Annotated in this window: 17 protein-coding genes; 7 read left to right on the forward strand and 10 right to left on the reverse strand. The window is 70.0% G+C overall.

The window, feature by feature from the left end:
* Positions 1–234: 234 nt before the first annotated feature.
* On the forward strand, positions 235–1296 hold the full coding sequence (gene mtnA, locus AC07DO_RS25075) for an S-methyl-5-thioribose-1-phosphate isomerase (protein WP_479062781.1): 1062 nt from the start codon (positions 235–237) through the stop codon (positions 1294–1296).
* Positions 1297–1382: 86 nt separating this feature from the next.
* Here the strand turns inward: mtnA and mtnB are convergent, their stop codons facing one another.
* The 8 genes from mtnB to AC07DO_RS25115 all read right to left on the reverse strand — a co-directional run bounded on the left by mtnB (position 1383) and on the right by AC07DO_RS25115 (position 9814).
* A complete protein-coding gene (mtnB, locus tag AC07DO_RS25080) occupies positions 1383–2006 on the reverse strand; it encodes a methylthioribulose 1-phosphate dehydratase (RefSeq protein WP_479062783.1) in 624 nt (207 codons plus the stop codon).
* Entirely contained in the window at positions 2003–2731 is a 729-nt protein-coding gene (gene mtnC, locus AC07DO_RS25085; RefSeq protein WP_479062785.1) for an acireductone synthase, read from the reverse strand. Before mtnC ends, mtnB begins: the two co-directional genes overlap by 4 nt.
* The gene (locus tag AC07DO_RS25090; protein WP_479062786.1) at positions 2728–3318 is read right to left on the reverse strand and encodes a 1,2-dihydroxy-3-keto-5-methylthiopentene dioxygenase; all 591 of its coding nucleotides are present in this window, start codon (positions 3316–3318) and stop codon (positions 2728–2730) included. Before AC07DO_RS25090 ends, mtnC begins: the two co-directional genes overlap by 4 nt.
* A gap of 59 nt (positions 3319–3377) precedes the next feature.
* A complete protein-coding gene (locus AC07DO_RS25095; RefSeq protein WP_479062787.1) occupies positions 3378–4442 on the reverse strand; it encodes an LLM class flavin-dependent oxidoreductase in 1065 nt (354 codons plus the stop codon).
* A 175-nt stretch (positions 4443–4617) separates the two neighbouring features.
* The gene (locus AC07DO_RS25100) at positions 4618–6228 is read right to left on the reverse strand and encodes a glycerol-3-phosphate dehydrogenase/oxidase (RefSeq protein ID WP_479062790.1); all 1611 of its coding nucleotides are present in this window, start codon (positions 6226–6228) and stop codon (positions 4618–4620) included.
* A 5-nt stretch (positions 6229–6233) separates the two neighbouring features.
* Positions 6234–7778, reverse strand: coding sequence for a glycerol kinase GlpK (gene glpK, locus AC07DO_RS25105; protein WP_479062794.1), 1545 nt, complete (start codon positions 7776–7778; stop codon positions 6234–6236).
* 69 nt (positions 7779–7847) lie between these two features.
* Complete coding sequence (locus AC07DO_RS25110; RefSeq protein WP_479062796.1) at positions 7848–8639, reverse strand: MIP/aquaporin family protein; 792 nt, start codon at positions 8637–8639, stop codon at positions 7848–7850.
* Positions 8640–9049: 410 nt separating this feature from the next.
* A complete protein-coding gene (locus AC07DO_RS25115) occupies positions 9050–9814 on the reverse strand; it encodes an IclR family transcriptional regulator (RefSeq protein WP_479062798.1) in 765 nt (254 codons plus the stop codon).
* Positions 9815–10080: 266 nt separating this feature from the next.
* On the opposite strand from AC07DO_RS25115, the gene metH reads away from it, so the two are divergent.
* From metH to AC07DO_RS25135, 4 genes are all read left to right on the forward strand, one after another.
* On the forward strand, positions 10081–13611 hold the full coding sequence (gene metH / locus AC07DO_RS25120; protein WP_479062799.1) for a methionine synthase: 3531 nt from the start codon (positions 10081–10083) through the stop codon (positions 13609–13611).
* Between the two features lie 99 nt (positions 13612–13710).
* On the forward strand, positions 13711–14445 hold the full coding sequence (locus AC07DO_RS25125; RefSeq protein ID WP_479062801.1) for an HAD family hydrolase: 735 nt from the start codon (positions 13711–13713) through the stop codon (positions 14443–14445).
* Between the two features lie 348 nt (positions 14446–14793).
* Positions 14794–16401 carry an ABC transporter substrate-binding protein gene (locus AC07DO_RS25130; RefSeq protein ID WP_479062802.1) on the forward strand — a complete coding sequence of 536 codons (1608 nt, stop codon included), beginning with the start codon at positions 14794–14796 and terminating at the stop codon, positions 16399–16401.
* A 60-nt stretch (positions 16402–16461) separates the two neighbouring features.
* Entirely contained in the window at positions 16462–18048 is a 1587-nt protein-coding gene (locus AC07DO_RS25135) for an ABC transporter substrate-binding protein (RefSeq protein WP_479062803.1), read from the forward strand.
* A 75-nt stretch (positions 18049–18123) separates the two neighbouring features.
* On the opposite strand, the gene AC07DO_RS25140 is transcribed toward AC07DO_RS25135, so the two are convergent.
* Positions 18124–18795: a response regulator gene (locus AC07DO_RS25140; RefSeq protein ID WP_150165899.1), complete on the reverse strand. Its 672-nt coding sequence runs from the start codon at positions 18793–18795 to the stop codon at positions 18124–18126.
* A 15-nt stretch (positions 18796–18810) separates the two neighbouring features.
* Positions 18811–19692, reverse strand: coding sequence for a RecB family exonuclease (locus AC07DO_RS25145; protein WP_479062804.1), 882 nt, complete (start codon positions 19690–19692; stop codon positions 18811–18813).
* A gap of 129 nt (positions 19693–19821) precedes the next feature.
* Here AC07DO_RS25145 and AC07DO_RS25150 point away from each other — a divergent pair, with 129 nt between their 5' ends.
* Both AC07DO_RS25150 and AC07DO_RS25155 read left to right on the forward strand, forming a co-directional pair.
* On the forward strand, positions 19822–21417 hold the full coding sequence (locus AC07DO_RS25150; protein ID WP_479062806.1) for a site-2 protease family protein: 1596 nt from the start codon (positions 19822–19824) through the stop codon (positions 21415–21417).
* Positions 21418–21466: 49 nt separating this feature from the next.
* Positions 21467–22369: a tRNA (adenine-N1)-methyltransferase gene (locus tag AC07DO_RS25155; RefSeq protein WP_125511707.1), complete on the forward strand. Its 903-nt coding sequence runs from the start codon at positions 21467–21469 to the stop codon at positions 22367–22369.
* Positions 22370–22497: the final 128 nt, after the last annotated feature.

Here is a 22497-nt window from a genome sequence, read left to right on the forward strand (position 1 = left end):
CATTCGGCGGCCACAGGACACGGCGGGGCAGCACATCGCGCCGGATTTCGCGGCCATGGCTGTCCTCCTCGCACCGTCGATCGGATCGATCTGTCCTGGGTGGCGGCGAGGGTAACACCGGAATTCGGACGGCCGTGCGGTCGTCTCGCAATGTGGTTCGAGCACGTCGGGTACGGTGACGGCACCCCTCCTCCCATGGCCGGAATCGCCCCCCTTCATTCGGAGTTGACCCCCATGAACAGCCAGGAACTGCGCGCCGTGACCTGGACGGCGGCCGCGGAGGACGGCATGCCGTCCCTCTCCCTCATCGACCAGACGGCGCTCCCGCACTCCCTGGAACGCCTCGACGTCACGACCGTCGACGGCGTGGTCGACGCGATCGTCCGCCTCGTCGTGCGCGGCGCCCCCGCCATCGGCGCGGCCGGTGCCTACGGCGTCGCCGTCGCCCTGGCCCAGGCCGCGCGCGAGGGCTGGGACCGGGCCCGCCTGGACGCCGAGATCACCCGCGTCCGCGAGGCCAGGCCCACCGCGGTGAACCTCATGGTGTGCGTCGACCGCGTGCGGCCCCACGTCGACCGGGGCATCGACGCGGTCCTCGCCGAGGCCGACGCGATCGTCCGCGAGGACCTCGCGGCCAACCACGCGATGGGCGCGTACGGCGCCGACTGGCTCCTCGACCGCGTCGCACCCGGCACGGACCGCCCGCTGCGCATCCTCACCCACTGCAACACCGGCGCCCTCGCCACGGCGGGCTGGGGCACGGCGCTCGGCGTCATCCGCGAACTGCACGCCAGGGGACGCCTGGAGACGGTGTACGCCGACGAGACGCGCCCCCTCCTCCAGGGCGCCCGCCTGACCGCCTGGGAACTCGGCCAGGAAGGCATCCCGCACTACGTCCAGGCGGACGGTGCGGCGGCCGGCACGATCCTGCGCGGCGAGGTCGACGCGGCGATCGTCGGCGCGGACCGCATCGCGGCCAACGGCGACACCGCGAACAAGGTCGGCACGGTCGGCGTCGCCCTGGCCTGCGCGCACGCGGGCATCCCGTTCATGGTGGCGGCGCCGACCACCACGGTGGACCTGGCCACGGCCACGGGCGACGGCATCCACATCGAACTCCGCCCGGAGAGCGAGGTGTTGGAGTGGGCAGGTATCCGCACCACCCCGGCGGACTCCCGAGGCCACAACCCCGCGTTCGACGTCACCCCCGGCTCCCTGGTGACGGCACTGGTGACGGAGCGGGGCGTACGGGAGGTATCGAAGGGGGAGCTGCCAAAGGGCGTGCCCGCCGCCTGAGGGCGAGCACATCTCAGCCCGTCCGGCGTTTCGAGGACGCACCCGGCGGAGCCGGTGCGGAACCGAGCCCCGCCGGAGGCAGGACCTCAGCCTCGCTCTCGCCCCCGCTCCAGCTCCAACTCAAGCAGCCACTCCACGACTTCGGCCCGGTGCCGCGCCTCGCGCGGATCCGCACCCCAGACGTAGATCCCGTGCCCGGCCACGACCACCGCCGGCATGCCCGGCCGCAGCGCGGCCTCGAGCCGGTCCCCGAGCACCCCCATGTCCTGGCTGTTCTCGATCACCGGCAGCGTCACCGCCACCTCGTGCGTCGGATGCCCCAGCCCCTTCAGCATCTCCAGGTTCTCGAAGGGGATCCCGTCGGGGGAGCGCTGCCCCATGACGACCGCCGCCACCGTGTGGACGTGCACCACCGCGCCCGCACCCGTGAGCCGCACGACGCGCGCGTGCAGCGCCGCCTCGGCCGAGGGACGCCCTGGCCCGGCCGCCGCCCCCTGCCCGTCCGTCAGCACCACGTCCGACGCCGTCAGCTCGCCCTTGTCGCGGCCGCTCGCCGTGACGGCGAGCCGGAGCGGATCCCGCGAGAGGACCAGGGACAGGTTCCCGGACGTCCCGCGCATCCACCCGAACGAAGCGAACCGCGCGGCCTCCGCGGCGAGCACGGCCCCCGCCTCCTCCAGGTCCAGGGCCGCGGTGGTGGTCTCGGTCATGAGCTGCTCCCGGTGGCGAGGGCGATCCCGGAGAAGACCGAGACCCGCGGGTGGTCGCCGAAGTCGGCGTCGGCGTAGGGCTCCCCGGCCCGGCGCACCCCGACCGCCCGCCAGCCCGCGGCCCGCGCCGCGTCCAGCTCGCCGGGCCGGTCGGAGAGGAAGAGCAGCCGCCCGGGGGCGACTCCGGTGGACGAGGCGATGGCGCGGTAGGAGGCCGCCTCCTGCTTGGGGCCCGCGTTCTCCGTGTCGTACAGACCGCTCACGAGATCCAGCAGATCGCCTTCCGCGGAGTGCGCGAACCATGCCCGCTGCGCGGACACGGACCCGGAGGAGTACACGTACAGCCGCACCCCGTCCGCGTGCCACCGCCGAAGGACCGGGATGACGTCCGGGTAGAAGTGCGAGACGAGCTCGCCGCGCGCGAAGCCCTCCGCCCACAGGATGCCCTGGAGCGTCTTCAGGGGCGTCGCCTTGCGGTCGGCGTCAGCCCACTCGCCGAGGACCTGCTCCACCCGCGCCGCGTCCGCGTCCGGCTCGCCGATCTCCGCCCGCACCCGCGCGACGGCACGCGCCACCTCCGGCTCGGCGCCCCGCGAGGCGAGCAGCTCACCGAACCGCTCCCGGGCGTACGGATACAGCACGTCCACCACGAACCCCGTGGCGCTCGTGGTGCCCTCGATGTCGAGCACCACGGCGTCCACGGATCCGGGATTGTGCTCCGTCACGCGGCGTACCCCGCGTGGATCTCGTCGAAGTCGGGGAAGCGGTCCGCGATCGGGCTGCCCGTGAACGTGCCGATCCAGCCGTCCTCCTCGTGGAAGAAACGAATCGCCGTGAACGCAGGGGACGTCCCCATGTCGAACCAGTGCGTCGTGCCGCGCGGCACGCCGAGCAGGTCGCCCTTCTCGCAGTACACGGCGTGCACCTCGCCACCCACGTGCAGGTAGAAGATCCCGGCGCCCGCGACGAAGAACCGCACCTCGTCATCGTCGTCGTGCGTGTGCTCGGCGAGGAACTTCTGCCGGGCGGCCTTCGCCTTCCCGGCCCACTCGGGGTCGTCACCGGCCGGCGGATGCAGCGCCACCACGTCCACGGTCCGGAAGCCCTCTTCGGCGTTGAGCTTGTCGATCTCCGTGCGGTACGCGGCGAACACGGTGTCGCTGTCGGCGTCGGCCGGCACGTCCTCGCGCACCGGCCACTGCTCGTACCGCACCCCCACAGGAGCGAGTGCGGCCGCTATCTCAGCCGGGTCCGAGGTACGGCGCACGACGGTCTCGGGGCCGCTCTCCGGCCAGGTCGTGAGGAGAGTCATGAATCACTCCAGGGCAGGTCAAGGCTGATCTTCGGATCGTAGTCCGCACCGTCGGCGCATCACAGGGTGTCCCACAGCGTGGACGGCGCGGCCCTGCGCACCACCGGCGCGATCTCCTCCGCGAACCGTTGCAGCGTCTCGGTCTGCTCGCCGCGCGAGAGCCCGAAGCCGTCCACCGAGACGGACTGCAGGTCGTGGCCGTACACCTCGTGGTAGCCGAGGATCTTGTCGATGATCTGCTGCGGCGAGCCGATGAGCTGAGGCCCGCCCGCGATGGCGTCCTCGATGGTGCGGAACGGCGTGTTGTAGCCCGCCCTGCCCGCCAGCTCCGGCCGGAAGCTCTGCGCGACCCGCGCCTCGTACAGCTCCTTGTAGCGCGAGACGGCCTGCTCGGCGGTGTCGGCGATGAGCAGGCCGCCGGAGCCCGCCGCCACGTGGGCGCGGGCCGGATCGTGGCCGTACGCCTCGAACCGCTCGCGGTAGTGGCCGATGAGCGAGGCGTACGCGGAGCGGGGCTGGATCGCGTTGGCGGTGAAGAGCGGGTCGCCGTGCCTGGCCGCCAGCTCGGGGGAGTTGAGCGACGTCGCCGAGCCGTGCCAGACGCGCGGAGTGCCCGCGTAGGGGCGCGGGACGGTCGTCACGTTCTTCAGCGGCGGCCTGAACTCGCCCTCCCAGTCGACGTTCTCCTCGTCCCACAGGCGGCGCAGCAGTTCGTACTTCTCGCGCTGGAGGTCCCACTGCCGGGCCTCGTCGAACCCGAACAGGTCGAAGTGCCCGGCTTCGGCGCCCTTGCCGACGACGAGTTCCACACGGCCGCGCGAGATCTGGTCGAGCGTCGCGTAGTCCTCGGCGACCCGCACGGGATCGAGGATCGCGACGACGGTGACGCCGGTGAGGAGCTTGATCCGGGAGGTGCGCGCGGCGAGGGCGCCGAGCACGACGGTCGGGCTCGACGACAGGAAGGCCCCCGCGTGCCGCTCGCCCACGGCGTACGCGTCGTACCCGAGCCGCTCCGCCGTCACGCCGACCTCGATGACGTCCTCGAACCGTTCGGCGGGGGAGGGGAGTTCACCGGTCAGGGGGTGCGGGGAGTGCGAGATGAGGGAGAGCACCTGAAACTTCATGGTTCAACACTGCGCGCCGAACGTTGCGGTGCTGTGGCGGCGGTGTGGCATGAGCGGCAGGGCATGAGCGGCAGGGCATGAGTAAGGGGCGACCGCCCATGGCGATCGCCCCTTACCGTCCCTCTACCGGTTCTCTACGGAGGAGTCCGTCAGGTCAGCCCGTCGGGCCAGCCCGTCAGGCCTTCTTGCCCAGCAGGTCCTCGACCTTGCCGCGCACCTCGTCCGTGGCCAGGCCGCGGATCGTCAGCGTCGTACGGCGGCGCAGCACGTCGTCCGCGGTCTCCGCCCACTCGTTGTCGCGGGCGTAGACGACCTGGGCCCAGATCTCCGGGGCGTCCGGGTGGACGCGCTCGGCGAGCTCCGGGTTCTCGTTCGCCAGACGGGCGATGTCGAAGGAGAGCGAGCCGTAGTGCGTCGCCAGGTGCTTGGCGGTGTCGGCGGCCATGCGCGGGCCGGGCGCGGGGCCGTCCACCAGGAGGCGGTGGGCGACCGCGCGCGGGTTCGCGATGCCGGGCAGCGGCAGCTTCTTCGGCAGCGAGGAGATCGGCTCGTAGTCGTCGCCCAGCGGGTGGCCCGGCAGCGACTCCAGCTTCTTCATGATCGTCCGGCCGATGTGGCGGAACGTCGTCCACTTGCCGCCCGCCACCGAGAGCATGCCGCCCGCGCCCTCGGTGACGACCGTCTCGCGCTTGGCCTTCGAGGTGTCGCCGGGGCCGCCGGGCAGCACCCGCAGACCCGCGAAGGAGTACGTGATCAGGTCCCGCGACAGCTGCTGGTCGCGGATGGAGAACGCGGCCTCGTCCAGGATCTGCGCGGTGTCGGCCTCGGTGACGCGCACGTCCGCCGGGTCACCCTCGAACTCCTCGTCCGTGGTGCCGAGCAGCAGCATGTCCTCCCAGGGCAGGGCGAACGTGATGCGGTACTTGTCGATCGGGGTCGCCAGCGCGGCCTTCCAGGGCGCGGTGCGCTTGAGGACCAGGTGCGCGCCCTTGGACAGCCGGATGGAGGGCGCCGCGTCCGGGTTCTCCATCTTGCGCAGGTGATCGACCCAGGGGCCGGTCGCGTTCAGGACCAGCCGGGCGTTGACGCCGAACTCGTCGCCGCTCGTGCGGTCCTTGAGCTCCGCGCCCGTGACCCGGCCCTTGGTGAAGCGCAGTCCGGTGACCTCGGCGTGGTTGAGGACGGCGGCACCGGCCTCGACGGCCGCGCGGACCGTCATCAGGGCCATGCGGGCGTCGTTCATCTGGTCGTCGCCGTAGACCGCGACGGCCTTCAGGTTGTCCGTGCGCAGCTCCGGCACGTCCTGCGCGGCCTTCGAAGGCGACAGGAGGTGGCCGACGCCGTCGCCGAAGGCGGAGAGCGCGCTGTACGCGAACACGCCCGCGCCGAGCTTGGCGGCCCCGTGCGGGCCGCCCTTGTAGACCGGCAGGTAGAACGTGAGCGGGTTCGCCAGGTGGGGGGCCACCTGACGGGACACCGCACGACGCTCGAAGTGGTTCTCCGCGACCAGCTTCACCGCGCCGGTCTGCAGGTAGCGCAGACCGCCGTGGAGCAGCTTGGAGGAGGCGGAGGAGGTGGCGCCGGCGAAGTCACCGGCGTCCACCAGAGCCACCCGCAGTCCCGACTGCGCGGCATGCCAGGCGGTGGAGATGCCCAGGATCCCGCCGCCGATCACCAGGAGGTCGTACGTCGCCTTGGAAAGCTGCTCCCGGGTCTCGGCGCGGCTCTGGTGGGAACCGGCAGCCGGATGCGTCCCGAGGGCAGGGACGCTCTGCAGGGTGGTCATGTGTCTTACTCCTCGCCACTCTCGTCGAGCCAACCCATGGACCGCTCGACGGCCTTGAGCCAGCTCTTGTACTCACGGTCGCGGGTGCCCGCGTCCATGTGGGGGGTCCACTCCGCGGCCCGCCGCCAGTTGGCGCGCAGCTCGTCGGTCGAGGACCAGAAGCCGACGGCGAGACCGGCGGCGTAGGCGGCACCGAGGCAGGTCGTCTCGGCCACCATCGGGCGCACCACGGGTGCGTCGAGGAAGTCCGAGATGGTCTGCATCAGCAGGTTGTTGGAGGTCATGCCGCCGTCGACCTTGAGGGCCGCGAGCTCGACGCCGGAGTCCTTCGTCATGGCGTCGGTGATCTCACGGGTCTGCCAGGCCGTGGCCTCCAGGACGGCGCGCGCGATGTGCGCCTTGGTGACGTACCGGGTCAGGCCGGCGATCACACCGCGGGCGTCGGAGCGCCAGTACGGGGCGAACAGGCCGGAGAAGGCCGGTACGAAGTAGGCGCCGCCGTTGTCCTCGACCGACGACGCGAGCGTCTCGATCTCGGCGGCGGAGTTGATCAGGCCCATCTGGTCGCGCATCCACTGCACCAGCGAACCGGTGACGGCGATGGAGCCCTCCAGGGCGTAGACCGGCTTCTGGTCGCCGATCTGGTAGCCGACCGTGGTCAGCAGGCCCGAGTAGGAGTTGATGGCCTTGTCACCGGTGTTCAGGAGCATGAACGTGCCGGTGCCGTACGTGGACTTCGCCTCGCCCTCGTCGAAGCAGGTCTGGCCGAAGAGGGCCGCCTGCTGGTCGCCGAGCGCGGAGGCGACGGGGATGCCGCCGAGCAGGTCGCCGAGCTTGCCGCCGGAGACCTCGCCGTAGACCTCGGCGGAGGAGCGGATCTCGGGAAGCATCGCCATCGGCACGCCGATGGACTCGCAGATCCGCGCGTCCCACTCCATCTTGTGGAGGTTCATCAGCATGGTGCGGGAGGCGTTGGTGACGTCGGTGACGTGCTTGCCGCCGTTGACGCCGCCGGTCAGGTTCCAGATGACCCAGGAGTCCATGGTGCCGAAGAGGATGTCGCCGGCTTCGGCGCGCTCGCGCAGGCCGTCGACGTGGTCGAGCAGCCAGCGGGCCTTCGGGCCCGCGAAGTAGGAGGCCAGCGGGAGGCCGGTCTCGCGGCGGAAGCGGTCCTGGCCGACGTTGCGCCCGAGCTCCTTGCAGAGCGCGTCGGTGCGGGTGTCCTGCCAGACGATGGCGTTGTGCACCGGCTCGCCGGTGTTCTTGTCCCACAGCAGCGTGGTCTCGCGCTGGTTGGTGATGCCGATCGCCTTGATGTCGTCTCTCGTGATGCCGGCCTTGGAGACGGCTCCGGCGACGACTTCCTCGACGTTGGTCCAGATCTCGGTCGCGTCGTGCTCGACCCAGCCCGGCTTCGGGAAGATCTGCTCGTGCTCCTTCTGGTCGACGGCGACGATCCGGCCGTCCTTGTCGAAGACGATGCAGCGGCTCGAGGTCGTGCCCTGGTCGATGGCCGCGATGAAGGGGCCTGCGGTGTGTGCGTCGGTCACGGTGTGCTCCAGAAGTTCTTTGCTGTCGGTCTCAGGCGTCTGTGACGGTCATCGGTCGCTGTCGCGGGTCTACTTGAACGCGACGTTGTAGAGACCGCCGGCGATGGCGCCGCCGATCAGCGGGCCGACGATCGGAACCCAGGCGTACGACCAGTCCGAGCTGCCCTTGTTCGGCAGCGGGAGCACGGAGTGGATGATGCGCGGACCGAGGTCACGGACGGGGTTGATCGCGTAGCCCGTGGGGCCACCGAGGGAGAGACCGATGCTGACCACGACGAGCGCGGTGATGAGCGCGCCGAGGGTGCCGAGGCCGTTGCCGCCGTCGTTGAGGCCCTGCGTGAGGATGGCGAGGACCAGGACGACCGTGGCGATGATCTCCGTGAGCACGTTCTGGACGTAGTTGCGGATCTCCGGGCCGGTCGAGAAGACGCCGAGCACCGGTCCTGCCGCGGGGGCCGCCTTCTGGTCGACCATGCCCTCCTCGACGGGCTGCGCCGCGAGGATCTCGGGGTCGGTCAGATGGGCCTTGAACTGGCCCAGGTACGTGACCCACACCAGAACGGCGCCGATCATCGCGCCCAGCAGCTGCGAGGCCAGGTAGAGCGGAACGTCGCTCCACTTGGTGCCGCCCTCGACGGCGAGCCCGAGCGTGACCGCCGGGTTCAGGTGGGCGCCGGAGACGCCGCCCGCGAGGTAGGCACCGGTCAGTACGGCGAAGCCCCACCCGAAGGTGATCGCGAGCCAGCCGGCGTCCTTGGCCTTTGAGCGCTTGAGCGTGACGGCGGCGCACACGCCACCGCCGAGCAGGATGAGCACGGCGGTACCGATGGTCTCGCCGATGAAGATGTCGGAGCTGGACACCCGCGACTCCTTTGTCCTTCGTCCAGGGGAAGGCGAACCCCGGGTCCCTCCGGTGGTCCGCGACCTCAGGTGAGGTCGTTGCCGGCCCTTGACCTTGTCCCACTCTAGCGCGTAATGCCGGTAGGTGTTCGACAATGCCGACCGATGGACGCGAGTCTCGCTCCGGGGTTACTCGCTCGTCAAGAGTTCTGTTATTGAAAACACGATCGTTATTGATCGTTTCGACCTATCGGTACGAGACCCCCTGGCCGGCGCCCGGCCGGGTCCGATCGTCCGGGCCCGGATGCGTCCATGGATCGTCGCGCGGACACGCGCCACCCGCACGTCGAACCGCCGACCAGCCCCACGGCCCGCCCGGCCCGGAACCGCTCGGCGCCCCCGGGGTTCAGAACCGCCCGGCGCCCCGGGGTTCAGAACCGCCCGGCGCCCAGATCCCGGGACACCGCACGCGCACAGTCCCGCACCGCGGCGATCAGCTCGGGCCGCAGCTCCCCGTCCCTGCACACGCGCTCCACGGCGCCCGTGACGCCGACCGCGCCGACCGGCATGCGCCGTCGGTCGTGAATGGGCGCGGCAACGGAGGCGATGCCCTCCCAGGTCTCCTCGACGTCCGACGCGTACCCGCGCGCGCGAGTCAGATCGAGAACGCCCTCGAAACCGTCGGGATCGATCACCGTGTGCACGGTGAACGTCTTCCGCTCGACCTCGACGGCTTCGTTGTGCGCCACCGGGTCGTACGCCGACAGGACCTTGCCCAGCGCCGTGGAGTGCAGCGGCTGCATGGCCCCCACCTCCAGGACCTGGCGGCTGTCGTCGGGCCGGAAGACGTGGTGGACGATCAGCACGCCCTGCTGGTGCAGGACACCTAGGTGCACGCTCTCCCCGCTGGAACGGGCCAGATCGTCGGTCCACACCAGAGCGCGTGCCCGCAGCTCGTGCACGTCCAGATAGCTGTTGCCCAGGCGCAGCAGCTCCGCGCCCAGCTGATAACGGCCCGACGCGGAGTCCTGCTCCACGAAGCCCTCCGCCTGAAGGGTGCGCAGAATTCCGTGCGCCGTCCCCTTGGCGAGATCGAGGGCGGAGGCGATCTCCGAGAGGCCGAGCCGTCGCTCGCCGCCCGCGAGCAGCCGCAGCATCGCCGCGGCCCTTTCGAGCGACTGGATGTTGCGTGCCATCGCAGCCCCGACCTCCGTCCCCTAGCACCAACTCGACGTTCGACAATGCTGAACACTATCGGTCGTTGTCGACCTCCCGCTAATACGCGGACGGCCTGTCCCACCCCACGGCGCGCCCCGGGATCCGATCCGGCCAGGCCCGCCCCGGCCGGTCCGTCCAGTGGACTACTTCACAACGGGACCATGGTCCCGGCTACCCTGACCGAGTGCGCCCTCCAACCAGAGGACGCAAAGCCGACAGCCGTCGCACTCCAGGGAGCTCTTTCATGGCCTCGTCGCCAACCCCGTCGTCGCAGCCCACGCCTGTCTCGTCCGAGAGCAGGACCCGAGCCGACGCCCTCCGCGAGGCCCTCGCCACCCGCGTGGTGGTGGCCGACGGCGCGATGGGCACCATGCTCCAGGCGCAGGACCCGACGCTGGACGACTTCCAGCAGCTCGAGGGCTGCAACGAGATCCTGAACGTCACCCGCCCCGACATCGTGCGCTCCGTGCACGAGGAGTACTTCGCGGTCGGCGTCGACTGCGTGGAGACCAACACTTTCGGCGCGAACTTCGCGGCGCTGAGCGAGTACGACATCGCGGACCGGAACTTCGAGCTCTCCGAGGCGGGCGTCCGCATCGCCCGCGAGGTCGCCGACGAGTTCACCCTCTCCACCGGACAGCAGCGCTGGGTCCTCGGCTCCATGGGCCCCGGCACCAAGCTGCCGACGCTCGGCCACGCCCCGTACACCGTCCTGCGCGACGCCTACCAGACCAACGCCGAAGGCATGATCGCCGGCGGCGCCGACGCCCTCCTGGTGGAGACCACCCAGGACCTCCTGCAGACCAAGGCCGCCATCCTCGGCGCCCGCCGCGCCCTGGACGCCACCGGCGCGAACCTCCCGCTGATCTGCTCGGTCACCGTCGAGACGACCGGCACCATGCTCCTCGGCTCGGAGATCGGCGCCGCGCTCACCGCCCTGGAACCGCTGGGCATCGACATGATCGGCCTGAACTGCGCCACCGGCCCGGCCGAGATGAGCGAGCACCTGCGCTACCTCGCCCGCCACTCCCGCATCCCGCTCTCCTGCATGCCCAACGCGGGCCTCCCGGTCCTCGGCAAGGACGGCGCCCACTACCCCCTGTCCGCCGCCGAGCTGGCCGACGCGCAGGAGAACTTCGTCCGCGACTACGGACTCTCCCTCGTCGGCGGCTGCTGCGGTACGACCCCGGAACACCTGCGCCAGGTCGTGGAGCGCGTCCGCGGCGTCGAGACGGCCCCGCGCGACCCGCGCCCCGAACCGGGCGCCGCGTCGCTGTACCAGACGGTGCCCTTCCGCCAGGACACCTCGTACATGGCGATCGGGGAGCGCACCAACGCCAACGGATCGAAGAAGTTCCGCGAGGCGATGCTGGAGGCCCGCTGGGACGACTGCGTGGAGATGGCGCGCGACCAGATCCGTGAGGGCGCGCACATGCTGGACCTGTGCGTGGACTACGTGGGCCGCGACGGCGTCGCCGACATGGCGGAACTCGCGGGCCGCTTCGCCACCGCCTCCACCCTGCCCATCGTCCTGGACTCCACCGAGGTCCCGGTCATCCGGGCCGGCCTGGAGAAGCTGGGCGGCCGCGCGGTCATCAACTCGGTGAACTACGAGGACGGCGACGGCCCCGAGTCCCGCTTCGCGAAGGTCACCGCACTGGCCAGGGAGCACGGAGCGGCGCTGATCGCGCTGACCATCGACGAGGAGGGCCAGGCCCGCACCCCCGAGCACAAGGTCGCCATCGCCGAGCGCCTGATCGAGGACCTGACCGGCAACTGGGGCATCCAGGAGTCGGACATCCTCATCGACACCCTGACCTTCACCATCTGCACCGGCCAGGAGGAGTCCCGCAAGGACGGCATCGCCACCATCGACGCCATCCGCGAGCTGAAGAAGCGCCACCCGGACGTACAGACCACGCTGGGCCTGTCCAACATCTCCTTCGGCCTCAACCCGGCCGCGCGTGTCGTCCTCAACTCCGTCTTCCTGGACGAGTGCGTCAAGGCGGGCCTGGACTCGGCGATCGTGCACGCCTCGAAGATCCTGCCGATCGCACGTCTGGAGGAGGAGCAGGTCAAGGTCGCACTCGACCTGATCTACGACCGCCGCGCCGAGGGCTACGACCCGCTCCAGAAGCTCATGGAGCTCTTCGAGGGCGTCTCCACGAAGTCGATGAAGGCCGGCAAGGCCGAGGAACTCCTCGCGCTGCCGCTGGACGAGCGCCTTCAGCGGCGCATCATCGACGGCGAGAAGAACGGCCTGGAAGCCGACCTCGACGAAGCCCTCCAGGACAGCCCGGCGCTGGACATCGTCAACAACACCCTCCTGGAGGGCATGAAGGTCGTCGGTGAGCTGTTCGGCTCCGGCCAGATGCAGCTGCCCTTCGTCCTCCAGTCCGCCGAGGTCATGAAGACGGCCGTGGCGCACCTGGAGCCGCACATGGAGAAGTCGGACGCGGAGGGCAAGGGCACCATCGTGCTGGCCACCGTCCGCGGCGACGTCCACGACATCGGCAAGAACCTCGTCGACATCATCCTGTCCAACAACGGCTACAACGTGGTCAACCTCGGGATCAAGCAGCCCGTCGCGGCCATCCTCGACGCCGCCGCGGAGCACAAGGCCGACGTCATCGGCATGTCGGGCCTCCTGGTCAAGTCCACGGTGATCATGAAGGAGAACCTGGAGGAGCTCAACCAGCGCCGGATGGCCGCCGACTACCCGGTCATCCTGGGCGGCGCCGCCCTCACCCGCGCCTACGTCGAACAGGACCTGCACGAGATCTACGAGGGCGAAGTCCGTTACGCCCGCGACGCGTTCGAGGGCCTGCGCCTGATGGACGCCCTCATCGCCGTCAAGCGCGGCGTGCCCGGCGCGAGCCTGCCCGAACTCAAGCAGCGCCGCGTGCCCAAGCGCGACACCCCCGTGGCCGTCGAGGAGCCCGAGGGCCCGTCCCGGTCCGACGTGGCCATCGACAACCCGCTGCCCACCCCCCCGTTCTGGGGCACCCGCGTCATCAAGGGCATCCAGCTCAAGGAGTACGCCTCCTGGCTCGACGAGGGCGCCCTCTTCAAGGGCCAGTGGGGCCTCAAGCAGGCCCGCACCGGGGACGGACCCACCTACGAGGAGCTCGTCGAGAGCGAGGGCCGCCCGCGCCTGCGCGGTCTCCTGGACGAACTCCAGACCAAGAACCTGCTGGAAGCAGCCGTCGTCTACGGCTACTTCCCGTGCGTCTCCAAGGGCGACGACCTGATCATCCTCAACGACGACGGTTCCGAGCGCACCCGCTTCTCCTTCCCGCGCCAGCGCCGCGGGCGCCGACTGTGCCTGGCCGACTTCTTCCGCCCCGAGGAATCCGGCGAGACCGACGTGGTGGGGCTGCAGGTCGTCACCGTCGGCTCCAAGATCGGCGAGGCGACCGCGGAACTGTTCGCCGCCGACTCCTACCGCGACTACCTCGAACTCCACGGCCTGTCCGTCCAGCTCGCCGAGGCCCTCGCCGAGTACTGGCACGCCCGGGTGCGCGCCGAACTCGGATTCGGGGGAGAGGACCCCGCCGACGTCGAGGACATGTTCGCGCTCAAGTACCGCGGCGCGCGCTTCTCGCTCGGTTACGGCGCCTGCCCCGACCTGGAGGACCGCGCCAAGATCGCGGAGCTCCTGCAGCCCGAGCGGATCGGCGTACAGCTCTCCGAGGAGTTCCAGCTCCACCCCGAGCAGTCCACCGACGCCATCGTCATCCACCACCCCGAGGCGAAATATTTCAACGCGCGCTGATCCCGGCGCAGTCGTACACTGGTCGGTCCAGTGCAGGCCGGTTGCCTCCCGCAAGAGGAGGCAACCGGCCTTCTCGTCCCTTACGGAAGGTGTGGTCGCATGACCAGTACGGTTCCCGCGCTCGGCACCCCTCCCCAAGCCCTCGAACCCACGCGGGCAGGGGAAACCCCCACGGCCGAAGGCTCCGCGCTGCAGGGCGTGCTCCTCGACATGGACGGCACCCTCGTGGACACCGAGGGCTTCTGGTGGGACGCCGAGGTCGAGGTCTTCGCCGCCCAGGGCCACGCCCTCGACGAGGCCTGGCGCGATGTCGTCGTGGGCGGCCCCATGACGCGCAGCGCCGGCTTCCTCATCGAGGCCACCGGCGCCGACATCACCATCGCCGAGCTCACCGTGCTGCTCAACGACGCGTTCGAGAACCGCATCAGTCGCAGCCTGCCGCTGATGCCGGGCGCCGCGCGCCTGCTCGCCGAACTCGCCGGGCACGGCGTGCCGATGGCCCTGGTGTCCGCGTCGCACCGCCGCATCATCGACCGCGTCCTCGACTCGATCGGCGCCCACCACTTCGAACTCACCGTCGCCGGCGACGAGGTGGCCCGCACCAAGCCCCACCCCGACCCCTACCTCCTCGCGGCCCGGGGCCTCGGCGCGGACCCCGCCAGATGCGCCGTCATCGAGGACACCGCGACCGGCGTCGCCTCCGCGGAGGCCGCGGGCTGCCGCGTGGTGGCCGTGCCGTCGGTCGCCCCCATCCCCGCCGTCGCGGGCCGCACCGTCGTCCCGTCCCTCGAACACGTCAACCTGCCTTTCCTGCAAGGCCTGATGACCCTCTGACAGCTCCGCCGGCTCCCACGTCAACCCTGTTTCGGTGTGTGACGTTTCCCACCCGGGTGAGGGTCGACAGTGGGGTCCGTGTGTGCTGTGGGCCACTGAGGGGTCCGGCGCGACGTGACATTGTGTCCCGATTGGTGAACGCGTGCACGAAACCTTCCGGTGTCGGGTTATCAGTGTGTCCACGCCCGGTTTCGCAGCGTGATTGATAGCGGGTTCATGCGCCCTCCGACGCTCGTCTGGTGCGGACTAATCTCGTCGCGAGAACATCGCCCCACCCCCCGTGCCCCACCAACCCACACCCCGCGTTGCGGGATTCACGGGATTCAAGAGCTCTGGAGAACGTCGAGCATGAACCGCAAGACTTTGGTGCTGCCGGCAGTCATAGGTCTGCTCGCCCCCGCGCTCGCCGCGTGCGGCGGCTCGGACGGCGGCGACGGCGACAAGCCGATCGCGGTCGGCACCACGGACACGTTCGCCATCTCGAAGGAAGTCCCGGCCCCCTTCGACCCCGCGTACGCCTACGACGCCGGCTCCTGGAACGTCCTGCGCCAGACCGTCCAGACGCTGATGGGCATGCCGCGCGGCGGCGGCGACCCCCAGCCCGAAGCGGCCGAGCAGTGCGGCTTCACCGACACCGGCAACGAGCGGTACGCCTGCACCCTGCGCAAGGGCCTGAAGTTCTCCGACGGCAAGCCGCTGACGGCCGCCGATGTGAAGTTCTCCATCGAGCGCGTCCGCGACATCAAGATCAAGGACCCCAGCGGTTCCGACGGCCTGGTCTCCAACGTCGACGAGATCGAGGTCCAGGGCGACCGCGACATCGTCTTCCACCTCAAGACCCCCGACGCGACGTTCCCCTTCAAGCTGGCGACCCCCACCGCGGGCATCGTCAGCAAGGAGCACTACAGCAAGAACAAGCTCCGCGACGGCTTCGAGGTCGACGGCTCGGGCCCCTACATCGCCGAGCAGGAGGTCAAGGACAACCGCCTGGTCAAGACGGTGTTCACCAAGAACCCCCACTACAAGGGCGGGTTCAAGATGCAGAGCGACAAGGTGGAGCTCCGCAACTTCACCGACACCGACGCCATGGGCAAGGCGCTCGAGGACGGCGACATCGACCTGATGACGCGCACCATGTCGCCCGAGCAGGTCAAGGAGCTCGACACCTCCACGAGCAAGAAGATCGACCTGGTCGACATGCAGGGCCTGGAGATCCGCTACCTCGCCTTCAACACCGACGCCCCCGTGGCCAAGAACAAGGCCGTGCGCCAGGCCATGGCACAGCTCGTCGACCGCGGCGCGCTGGCCTCCTCCGTATACGGCTCGACCGCCGACCCGCTGTACTCGCTGGTGCCCTCCACCATCACCGGGCACGCCAACTCGTTCTTCAACAAGTACGGCAACCCGAGCACGGCCAAGGCCCGCGCCCTGCTCAACAAGGCCAACATCTCCACGCCGGTGAAGATGACCCTGCACTACACCACCGACCACTACGGCCCCGGCACCAAGAAGGAGTTCGAGCTGCTCCAGAAGCAGCTGAACGACTCCGGCCTGTTCGACGTGTCGGTCAAGGGCGTGCCGTGGAACACCTTCCGCGCCGCCGAACGCGACGGCAAGTACGCGGCGTACGGCATGGGCTGGTTCCCCGACTTCCCCGACGCCGACAACTTCCTCGCGCCGTTCCTCGACAAGGACAACTTCCTCGGCTCGCCGTACGTCAACGACACGATCAACGACCAGCTGATCCCCACCTCCCGCCGAGAGGCCGACCGGCTCGCCGCCTCCAAGAGCATCCGCAAGATCCAGGACATCGTCGCCGACGACGTCCCGGTGCTCCCCCTCTGGCAGGGCAAGCAGTACATCGCCGCGCGTGACGACATCACCGGCATCCAGTGGGCCCTCAACTCCTCCTCGAACCTCCAGCTGTGGGAGCTCGGCCGCGGCGTCAGCGGCTGACCCCGCACGCCGAGGGCACCCCAAGTACCAGCGAACGACCACACCAACAAAGGCACGTACGTGAAATGTCGTAACCAGTGGCTGGCCCTTCCCCTCACGGGAGGGCTGGCCGCCGCCCTGCTGACCGGCTGCGGCACGGAATCGGGCGGCGCGGGGGACACGGGCGACGCGGTCGTGATGGGGATGTCCGACGACGTCCTCGCCACCGACCCCGCGTCCGGCTACGACCCCGGCTCCTGGCTCCTGTTCAACAACGTCTTCCAGTCGCTCCTGAGCTTCCCCAAGGGCGCCACCGAGCCCGAGCCGGAGGCCGCCGAGGAGTGCGGCTTCACCGACACCGAGGCGAAGGTCTTCAAGTGCGAGCTGCGTGACGGGCTGAAGTTCAGCAATGGCAACGCCCTCACCTCGAAGGACGTCAAGTTCTCCTTCGACCGCATGCGGAAGATCAACGACGACGACGGCCCGGCGCTGATGTTCCCGATGCTGGACCAGGTGCAGACGCCCGATGCCAAGACCGTCGTGTTCAAACTGAAGTACTCCGACGCGACCTTCCCCAGCAAGATCGCCTCGGGCGCGGGTTCGATCGTGGACCACACCGAATACGACATGAACCGGCTCCGCGAGGACGGCAAGGCCGTCGGCTCCGGCCCGTACAAGCTGGACTCGTTCAGCAAGGAGCAGGCGGTCTTCTCCGTCAACTCCGACTACAAGGGCACCGCGAAGACGAAGAACGACGGCATCGCCCTCAAGTTCTTCCGCGGCGACCAGAAGAGCCTCAAGCAGGCCCTCCTCGACGGCAAGATCGACGTCGCCTACCGAGGCCTTGCCGCCGCCGACATCGCCGACATCGAGCAGGACACCTCCAAGGCCGGCCAGGACGTCGACATCGTCGAGGGCACCAGCGCCGAGGTGCAGCACCTGGTCTTCAACATGAAGGACCCGGTGGCCGGCAAGCTCGGCGTCCGCAAGGCCATGGCCTACCTCCTGGACCGGGACGCCCTGGTCAAGGAGGTCTACCAGGACACGGCCTCGCCGCTGTACTCGATCGTCCCCGCCGGCATCGGCGGCCACAACACCGCCTTCTTCGACACCTACGGCGCCCGCCCGCAGCGCGCCAAGGCCGCCGCCGCGCTCCGCGCCGACGGCATCGAGGGCAAGGCCAAGCTCACCCTCTGGTCGACGCCCACCCGCTACGGCCCGGCCACCGACCACGAGCTGCGCGCCATCGCCAAGCAGCTCAACGCCTCCGGCCTCTTCGACGCCGACGTGAAGTCCGTCGCCTTCGAGCAGTACGAGAAGGACATCGAGGCCGGCAAGTACGGCGTGTACGTCAAGGGCTGGGTCCCCGACTACCCGGACGCCGACAACTTCACCCAGCCGTTCTTCGGCAAGGGCAACGTCCTCGGCAACCACTTCGAGAACAACACCATCACCTCGAAGATCATCCCGAGCACCGCCACCGAGAGCGACCGCACCCGGACCGACAAGCAGTACGACCGCCTCCAGGACATCGTCGCCGAACAGCTGCCCATCCTGCCGGTCTGGCAGGCCAAGCAGTACGCCGTCGTCCGCGACAGCGTCTACGGCCTGGAGTCCTGCCTCGACGCCTCCACCGTCTTCCGCTTCTGGGAGATCAGCAAGGGCTGACCCGCCGACCGACGACGAAGGGCGGCCGCCCCCTCGGGGGACGGCCGCCCTTCCTCGTTCACACCCCGGACGGCGTCACTGGGCGCCGGGACGCACAAGCCCGCTCTCGTACGCGTACACAGCCGCCTGCACCCGGTCACGCAGCCCCAGCTTCGTCAGCACGTGACCCACATGCGTCTTCACCGTCGTCTCGCTCACGAACAGATCCGCGGCGATCTCCGCGTTCGACAGACCGCGGGCGACCAGCTTCAGCACCTCGACCTCACGATCGGTCAGCGTGTGCAAGGTGTCCGGCACCGGCTCGTCACCCGACGGCAGATGCGCCGAGTACTTGTCCAGGAGACGGCGCGTGATGCTCGGCGCGAGCATCGCCTCGCCCGCCGCGACCACCCGGATCGCCTGCACCAGCTCGTTCGCCGGAGCATCCTTCAGGAGGAAGCCGCTGGCACCCGCCCGCAACGCCTCCACCACGTACTCATCCAGGTCGAACGTCGTCAGCACCAGCACCTTCGCCGGACCGTCCCGACCGGGACCGGTGATCTGCCGCGTCGCCTCGACCCCGTCCATCCGCGGCATACGGATGTCCATGAGAACCACATCGGGCTGCAACGCCCGCACCTGATCCTGAGCCTGCAGGCCGTCTCCGGCCTCGCCGACGACCGCGATGTCCTGCTCGGCCTCCAGAATCATCCGGAACCCGGTGCGCAACAGCGGCTGGTCATCGACCAGTAGGACGCGGATGGCCACGTGTCTCTCCTTCAGCTAGCCCGCGCCCATTCTGCCCTGCTCACCCTCCGCCGACTCGGGCGCCCTCACAGGAAGCGGATACGGCGGGGGAGTCCCCCCGAATTCAGGACAGACCGCCCGATGATCACACCAACCGCACAATTTCGTCGGCCGCGGCCGCCAGTTCCCCGTCTCCGTCGCCAGCTCGATCGCCTCCCACAGCGCGAGCAGCTTCCGCTCCACCCGCTCCAGGTCGGCCACCACCGGGTCGTACGTGATCACATCACCGCTGCCCAGATAGACGAGCTGCAGACGGCGCGGCACCACACCCTTCAGCCGCCACACCACCAGCGCGTAGAACTTCATCTGGAACAGCGCACCCTCCGCGTACTCCGGACGCGGAGCCTTGCCCGTCTTGTAGTCCACGATGCGGACATCACCCGACGGCGCCACATCCACCCGGTCGATGATGCCCCGCAGCCTCAGCCCCGACTCCAGCTCGGCCTGCACGAAAAGCTCCCGCTCGGCAGGCTCCAGACGCGTCGGATCCTCCAGCGTGAACCAGCGCTCCACCAGCTTCTCCGCGTCCGACAGCCAGCGCGCCATCCGCTCGCCCTCCGGATCGTCCGCGAACAGCTCCGACAGCTCCGGCCTGGCCTCCCGCAGACGGTCCCACTGCCCCGGAATGAGCGACTTGGCCCGCGGCGCGGTCCGCTCACCCGCAGGCGCGTCGAAGAGCCGCTCCAGCACCGCATGCACCAACGTGCCCCGCGTCGCCGCCTCACTCGGCTTCTCGGGCAGCTTGTCGATCACCCGGAACCGGTACAACAGCGGGCACTGCATGAAATCGCCCGCACGCGAGGGCGACAAGGACGCCGGGCGCACGGCCGCCACGGCGTCGTCGGAGCTGGTTTCCATAGGGACAGACCCTACGACCCGACACTGACAACAGCCGCATACCATCGACGACAGACCCTCTCGCCCTGCATGATCGTGCGGGTAACCACGCCAGACCGGGGCGAGGGACGCTTCGAACGAGGGGACATCGTGGACGAAAGCGGCGGGAGCGGCAGGCCGCAGTCCGACGGCGCGGAAGGCCTGCGGCCGACGGAACCACACGGCCCGCACCACGCGCCCGGCTCCCAGGAGCCGAAGCGCCCGATCGACACGGCCCAGGAACCCGAGCGCCCGGCAGACGAGCCGAAGCGGCGCCCGGCCGAGCCGCCGACGGACGAGAACCGGACCTCCCTCACCAAGACACCGGACACCAAGACCCCGGACACCGAAACCACACGCACCGAAACATCGCGCACCGAAACATCGCGCACCGAAACATCGCGCACCGAAACATCGCGCACCGAAACATCGCGCACCGAAACATCGCGCACCGAAACACCGAGGGAAGAACACCCCGCCGAAGACCGGCGCCCCCGCGCCGCCCACTCCGGCCGCCCCGGCAAGGGAACCCCCGTACCGCCCAAGGCACAGAAAGGCCCCGGCGGCGGCCTCCTCATGGGCAAACCCTTCGGCGTACCCGTCTACGTCGCCCCCAGCTGGTTCCTCGTCGCCGCCCTCATCACCTGGGTCTTCGGCAACCAGCTCGACCGCGTCCTGCCCGAGCTCGGCGGCGCCCGCTACCTCGTCTCCCTCTTCTTCGCGGTCGCCTTCTACGCCTCCGTACTCGTCCACGAACTCGCCCACACCGTCGCGGCCCTCCGCTTCAAACTCCCCGTACGCCGCATCCAGCTCCAGTTCTTCGGCGGCGTCTCCGAGATCGAGAAGGAATCCGAGACCCCAGGCCGCGAATTCGTCCTCGCCTTCGTCGGCCCCCTCCTCTCCCTCGTCCTCGCCGGCGTCTTCTACGCGGGAATGCAGGCCGTCGACGCGGGCACCGTCCCCGGCGTCCTCCTCGCCGGCCTGATGATCTCCAACCTCATCGTCGCCGCCTTCAACCTCCTGCCCGGCCTGCCCCTCGACGGCGGCCGCATGCTGCGCGCCGTCGTCTGGAAGATCACCGGCAAACCCATGAGCGGCACCGTCGCAGCCGCCTGGGTCGGCCGCGCCCTCGCCATCGCCGTCCTCATCGGCCTGCCCCTCCTCAACCAGTCCGGCGCCCTCGGCGGCGAAGCCCAGGACATCGGTGGCATGGACACCGTCACCGACGCCCTGCTCGCCGCCATCCTCGCCGCGATCATCTGGACCGGCGCCGGAAACAGCCTCCGCATGGCCCGCCTGCGCGAACACCTCCCCGAACTCCGCGCCCGCACCCTGACCCGCCGCGCCGTCCCCGTCGAGAGCGAGACACCACTCTCCGAAGCACTGCGCCGCGCCAACGACGCCGGAGCCCGCGCCCTCGTCGTCGTCGACACCGACGGCGACCCCATGGCACTCGTCCGCGAAGCGGCCATCGTCTCCGTACCCCAGCACCGCCGCCCCTGGGTCGGCGTCGGCGGCCTCGCCCTAGACCTCACCGAAGGCATGCGCATCTCCGCCGAGCTCGCCGGTGAAGAACTGCTCGACACCCTCCGCGCCACGCCCGCCACCGAATACCTCGTCGTCGAGGAGTCCGGCGAGATCTACGGAGTCCTCTCCGCCGCCGACGTCGAGCGCGCCTTCGTCAAAGCCATGGCCCGCCCCACCTAGGCACACCTCCGTGGTCGGCGGCCCGCGCGGAGGCCGGTAGGCTGGTCACATGTCCGAACCGACCGGTGCCGCCCGCCGTCGCGGGCCCTTCAAGGTCGGGGACCAGGTCCAGCTCACCGACCCCAAGGGACGCCACTACACGTTCACGCTCGAGGCCGGGAAGAACTTCCACACCCACAAGGGTTCCTTCCCCCACGACGAGCTGATCGGCGCTCCCGAGGGCAGTGTTGTCCGAACCACGGGAAACGTCGCCTACCTGGCGCTACGACCCCTGCTCCCCGACTACGTCCTGTCCATGCCCCGCGGCGCCGCCGTGGTCTACCCCAAGGACGCGGGGCAGATCCTGGCCTTCGCCGACATCTTCCCCGGCGCACGCGTCGTCGAGGCGGGCGTGGGCTCCGGCTCGCTGAGCAGCTTCCTGCTCCGCGCCATCGGCGACCAGGGCATGCTGCACTCCTACGAGCGCCGCGAGGACTTCGCCGAGATCGCCCAGCAGAACGTCGAGCGCTACTTCGGCGGACCGCACCCCGCCTGGCAGCTCACCGTCGGCGACCTCCAGGACAACCTCAGCGACACCGAGGTCGACCGGGTCATCCTCGACATGCTCGCCCCCTGGGAATGCCTCGAAGCCGTCTCCAAGGCACTCGTCCCCGGCGGCATCCTCTGCTGCTACGTCGCGACCACCACCCAGCTCGCACGGACCGTCGAGTCCATCCGCGAAATCGGCGGCTTCAACGAGCCGACCGCCTGGGAATCGATGATCCGCAACTGGCACATCGAAGGCCTCGCCGTCCGCCCGGACCACCGCATGATCGGACACACCGGCTTCCTCCTCACCGCCCGCCGCCTCGCGGACGGCGTCGAGCCGCCCATGCGCCGCCGCCGCCCCGCCAAGGGCGCCTACGGCGAGGACTACTCCGGCCCCAACGCCGACGGCGGCACCCCGCGCTGACCCGCGCGGCACACCCCGCCCAAAAAGCAGGCGCCGGGGGGGGGGGGGGGGGGGGGGGGGGGGGGGGGGAGGGGGGGGGGGGGGGTGGGGGGGGGGGGGGGGGGGGGGGGGGGGGGGGGGGGGGGCGT

Source organism: Streptomyces sp. NPDC045678 (genome assembly GCF_056432085.1).

Bases quoted from the DNA above. Each gene is read 5' to 3' on its own strand.
- AC07DO_RS25155 (WP_125511707.1), top strand. From the start codon at position 21,467: ATGTCCGAACCGACCGGTGCCGCCCGCCGTCGCGGGCCCTTCAAGGTC.
- AC07DO_RS25090 (WP_479062786.1), bottom strand. From the start codon at position 3,318: ATGACTCTCCTCACGACCTGGCCGGAGAGCGGCCCCGAGACCGTCGTG.
- AC07DO_RS25145 (WP_479062804.1), bottom strand. From the start codon at position 19,692: ATGGAAACCAGCTCCGACGACGCCGTGGCGGCCGTGCGCCCGGCGTCC.
- mtnB (WP_479062783.1), bottom strand. From the start codon at position 2,006: ATGACCGAGACCACCACCGCGGCCCTGGACCTGGAGGAGGCGGGGGCC.
- metH (WP_479062799.1), top strand. From the start codon at position 10,081: ATGGCCTCGTCGCCAACCCCGTCGTCGCAGCCCACGCCTGTCTCGTCC.
- mtnA (WP_479062781.1), top strand. From the start codon at position 235: ATGAACAGCCAGGAACTGCGCGCCGTGACCTGGACGGCGGCCGCGGAG.
- AC07DO_RS25130 (WP_479062802.1), top strand. From the start codon at position 14,794: ATGAACCGCAAGACTTTGGTGCTGCCGGCAGTCATAGGTCTGCTCGCC.
- AC07DO_RS25115 (WP_479062798.1), bottom strand. From the start codon at position 9,814: ATGGCACGCAACATCCAGTCGCTCGAAAGGGCCGCGGCGATGCTGCGG.
- AC07DO_RS25095 (WP_479062787.1), bottom strand. From the start codon at position 4,442: ATGAAGTTTCAGGTGCTCTCCCTCATCTCGCACTCCCCGCACCCCCTG.
- AC07DO_RS25125 (WP_479062801.1), top strand. From the start codon at position 13,711: ATGACCAGTACGGTTCCCGCGCTCGGCACCCCTCCCCAAGCCCTCGAA.
- AC07DO_RS25100 (WP_479062790.1), bottom strand. From the start codon at position 6,228: ATGACCACCCTGCAGAGCGTCCCTGCCCTCGGGACGCATCCGGCTGCC.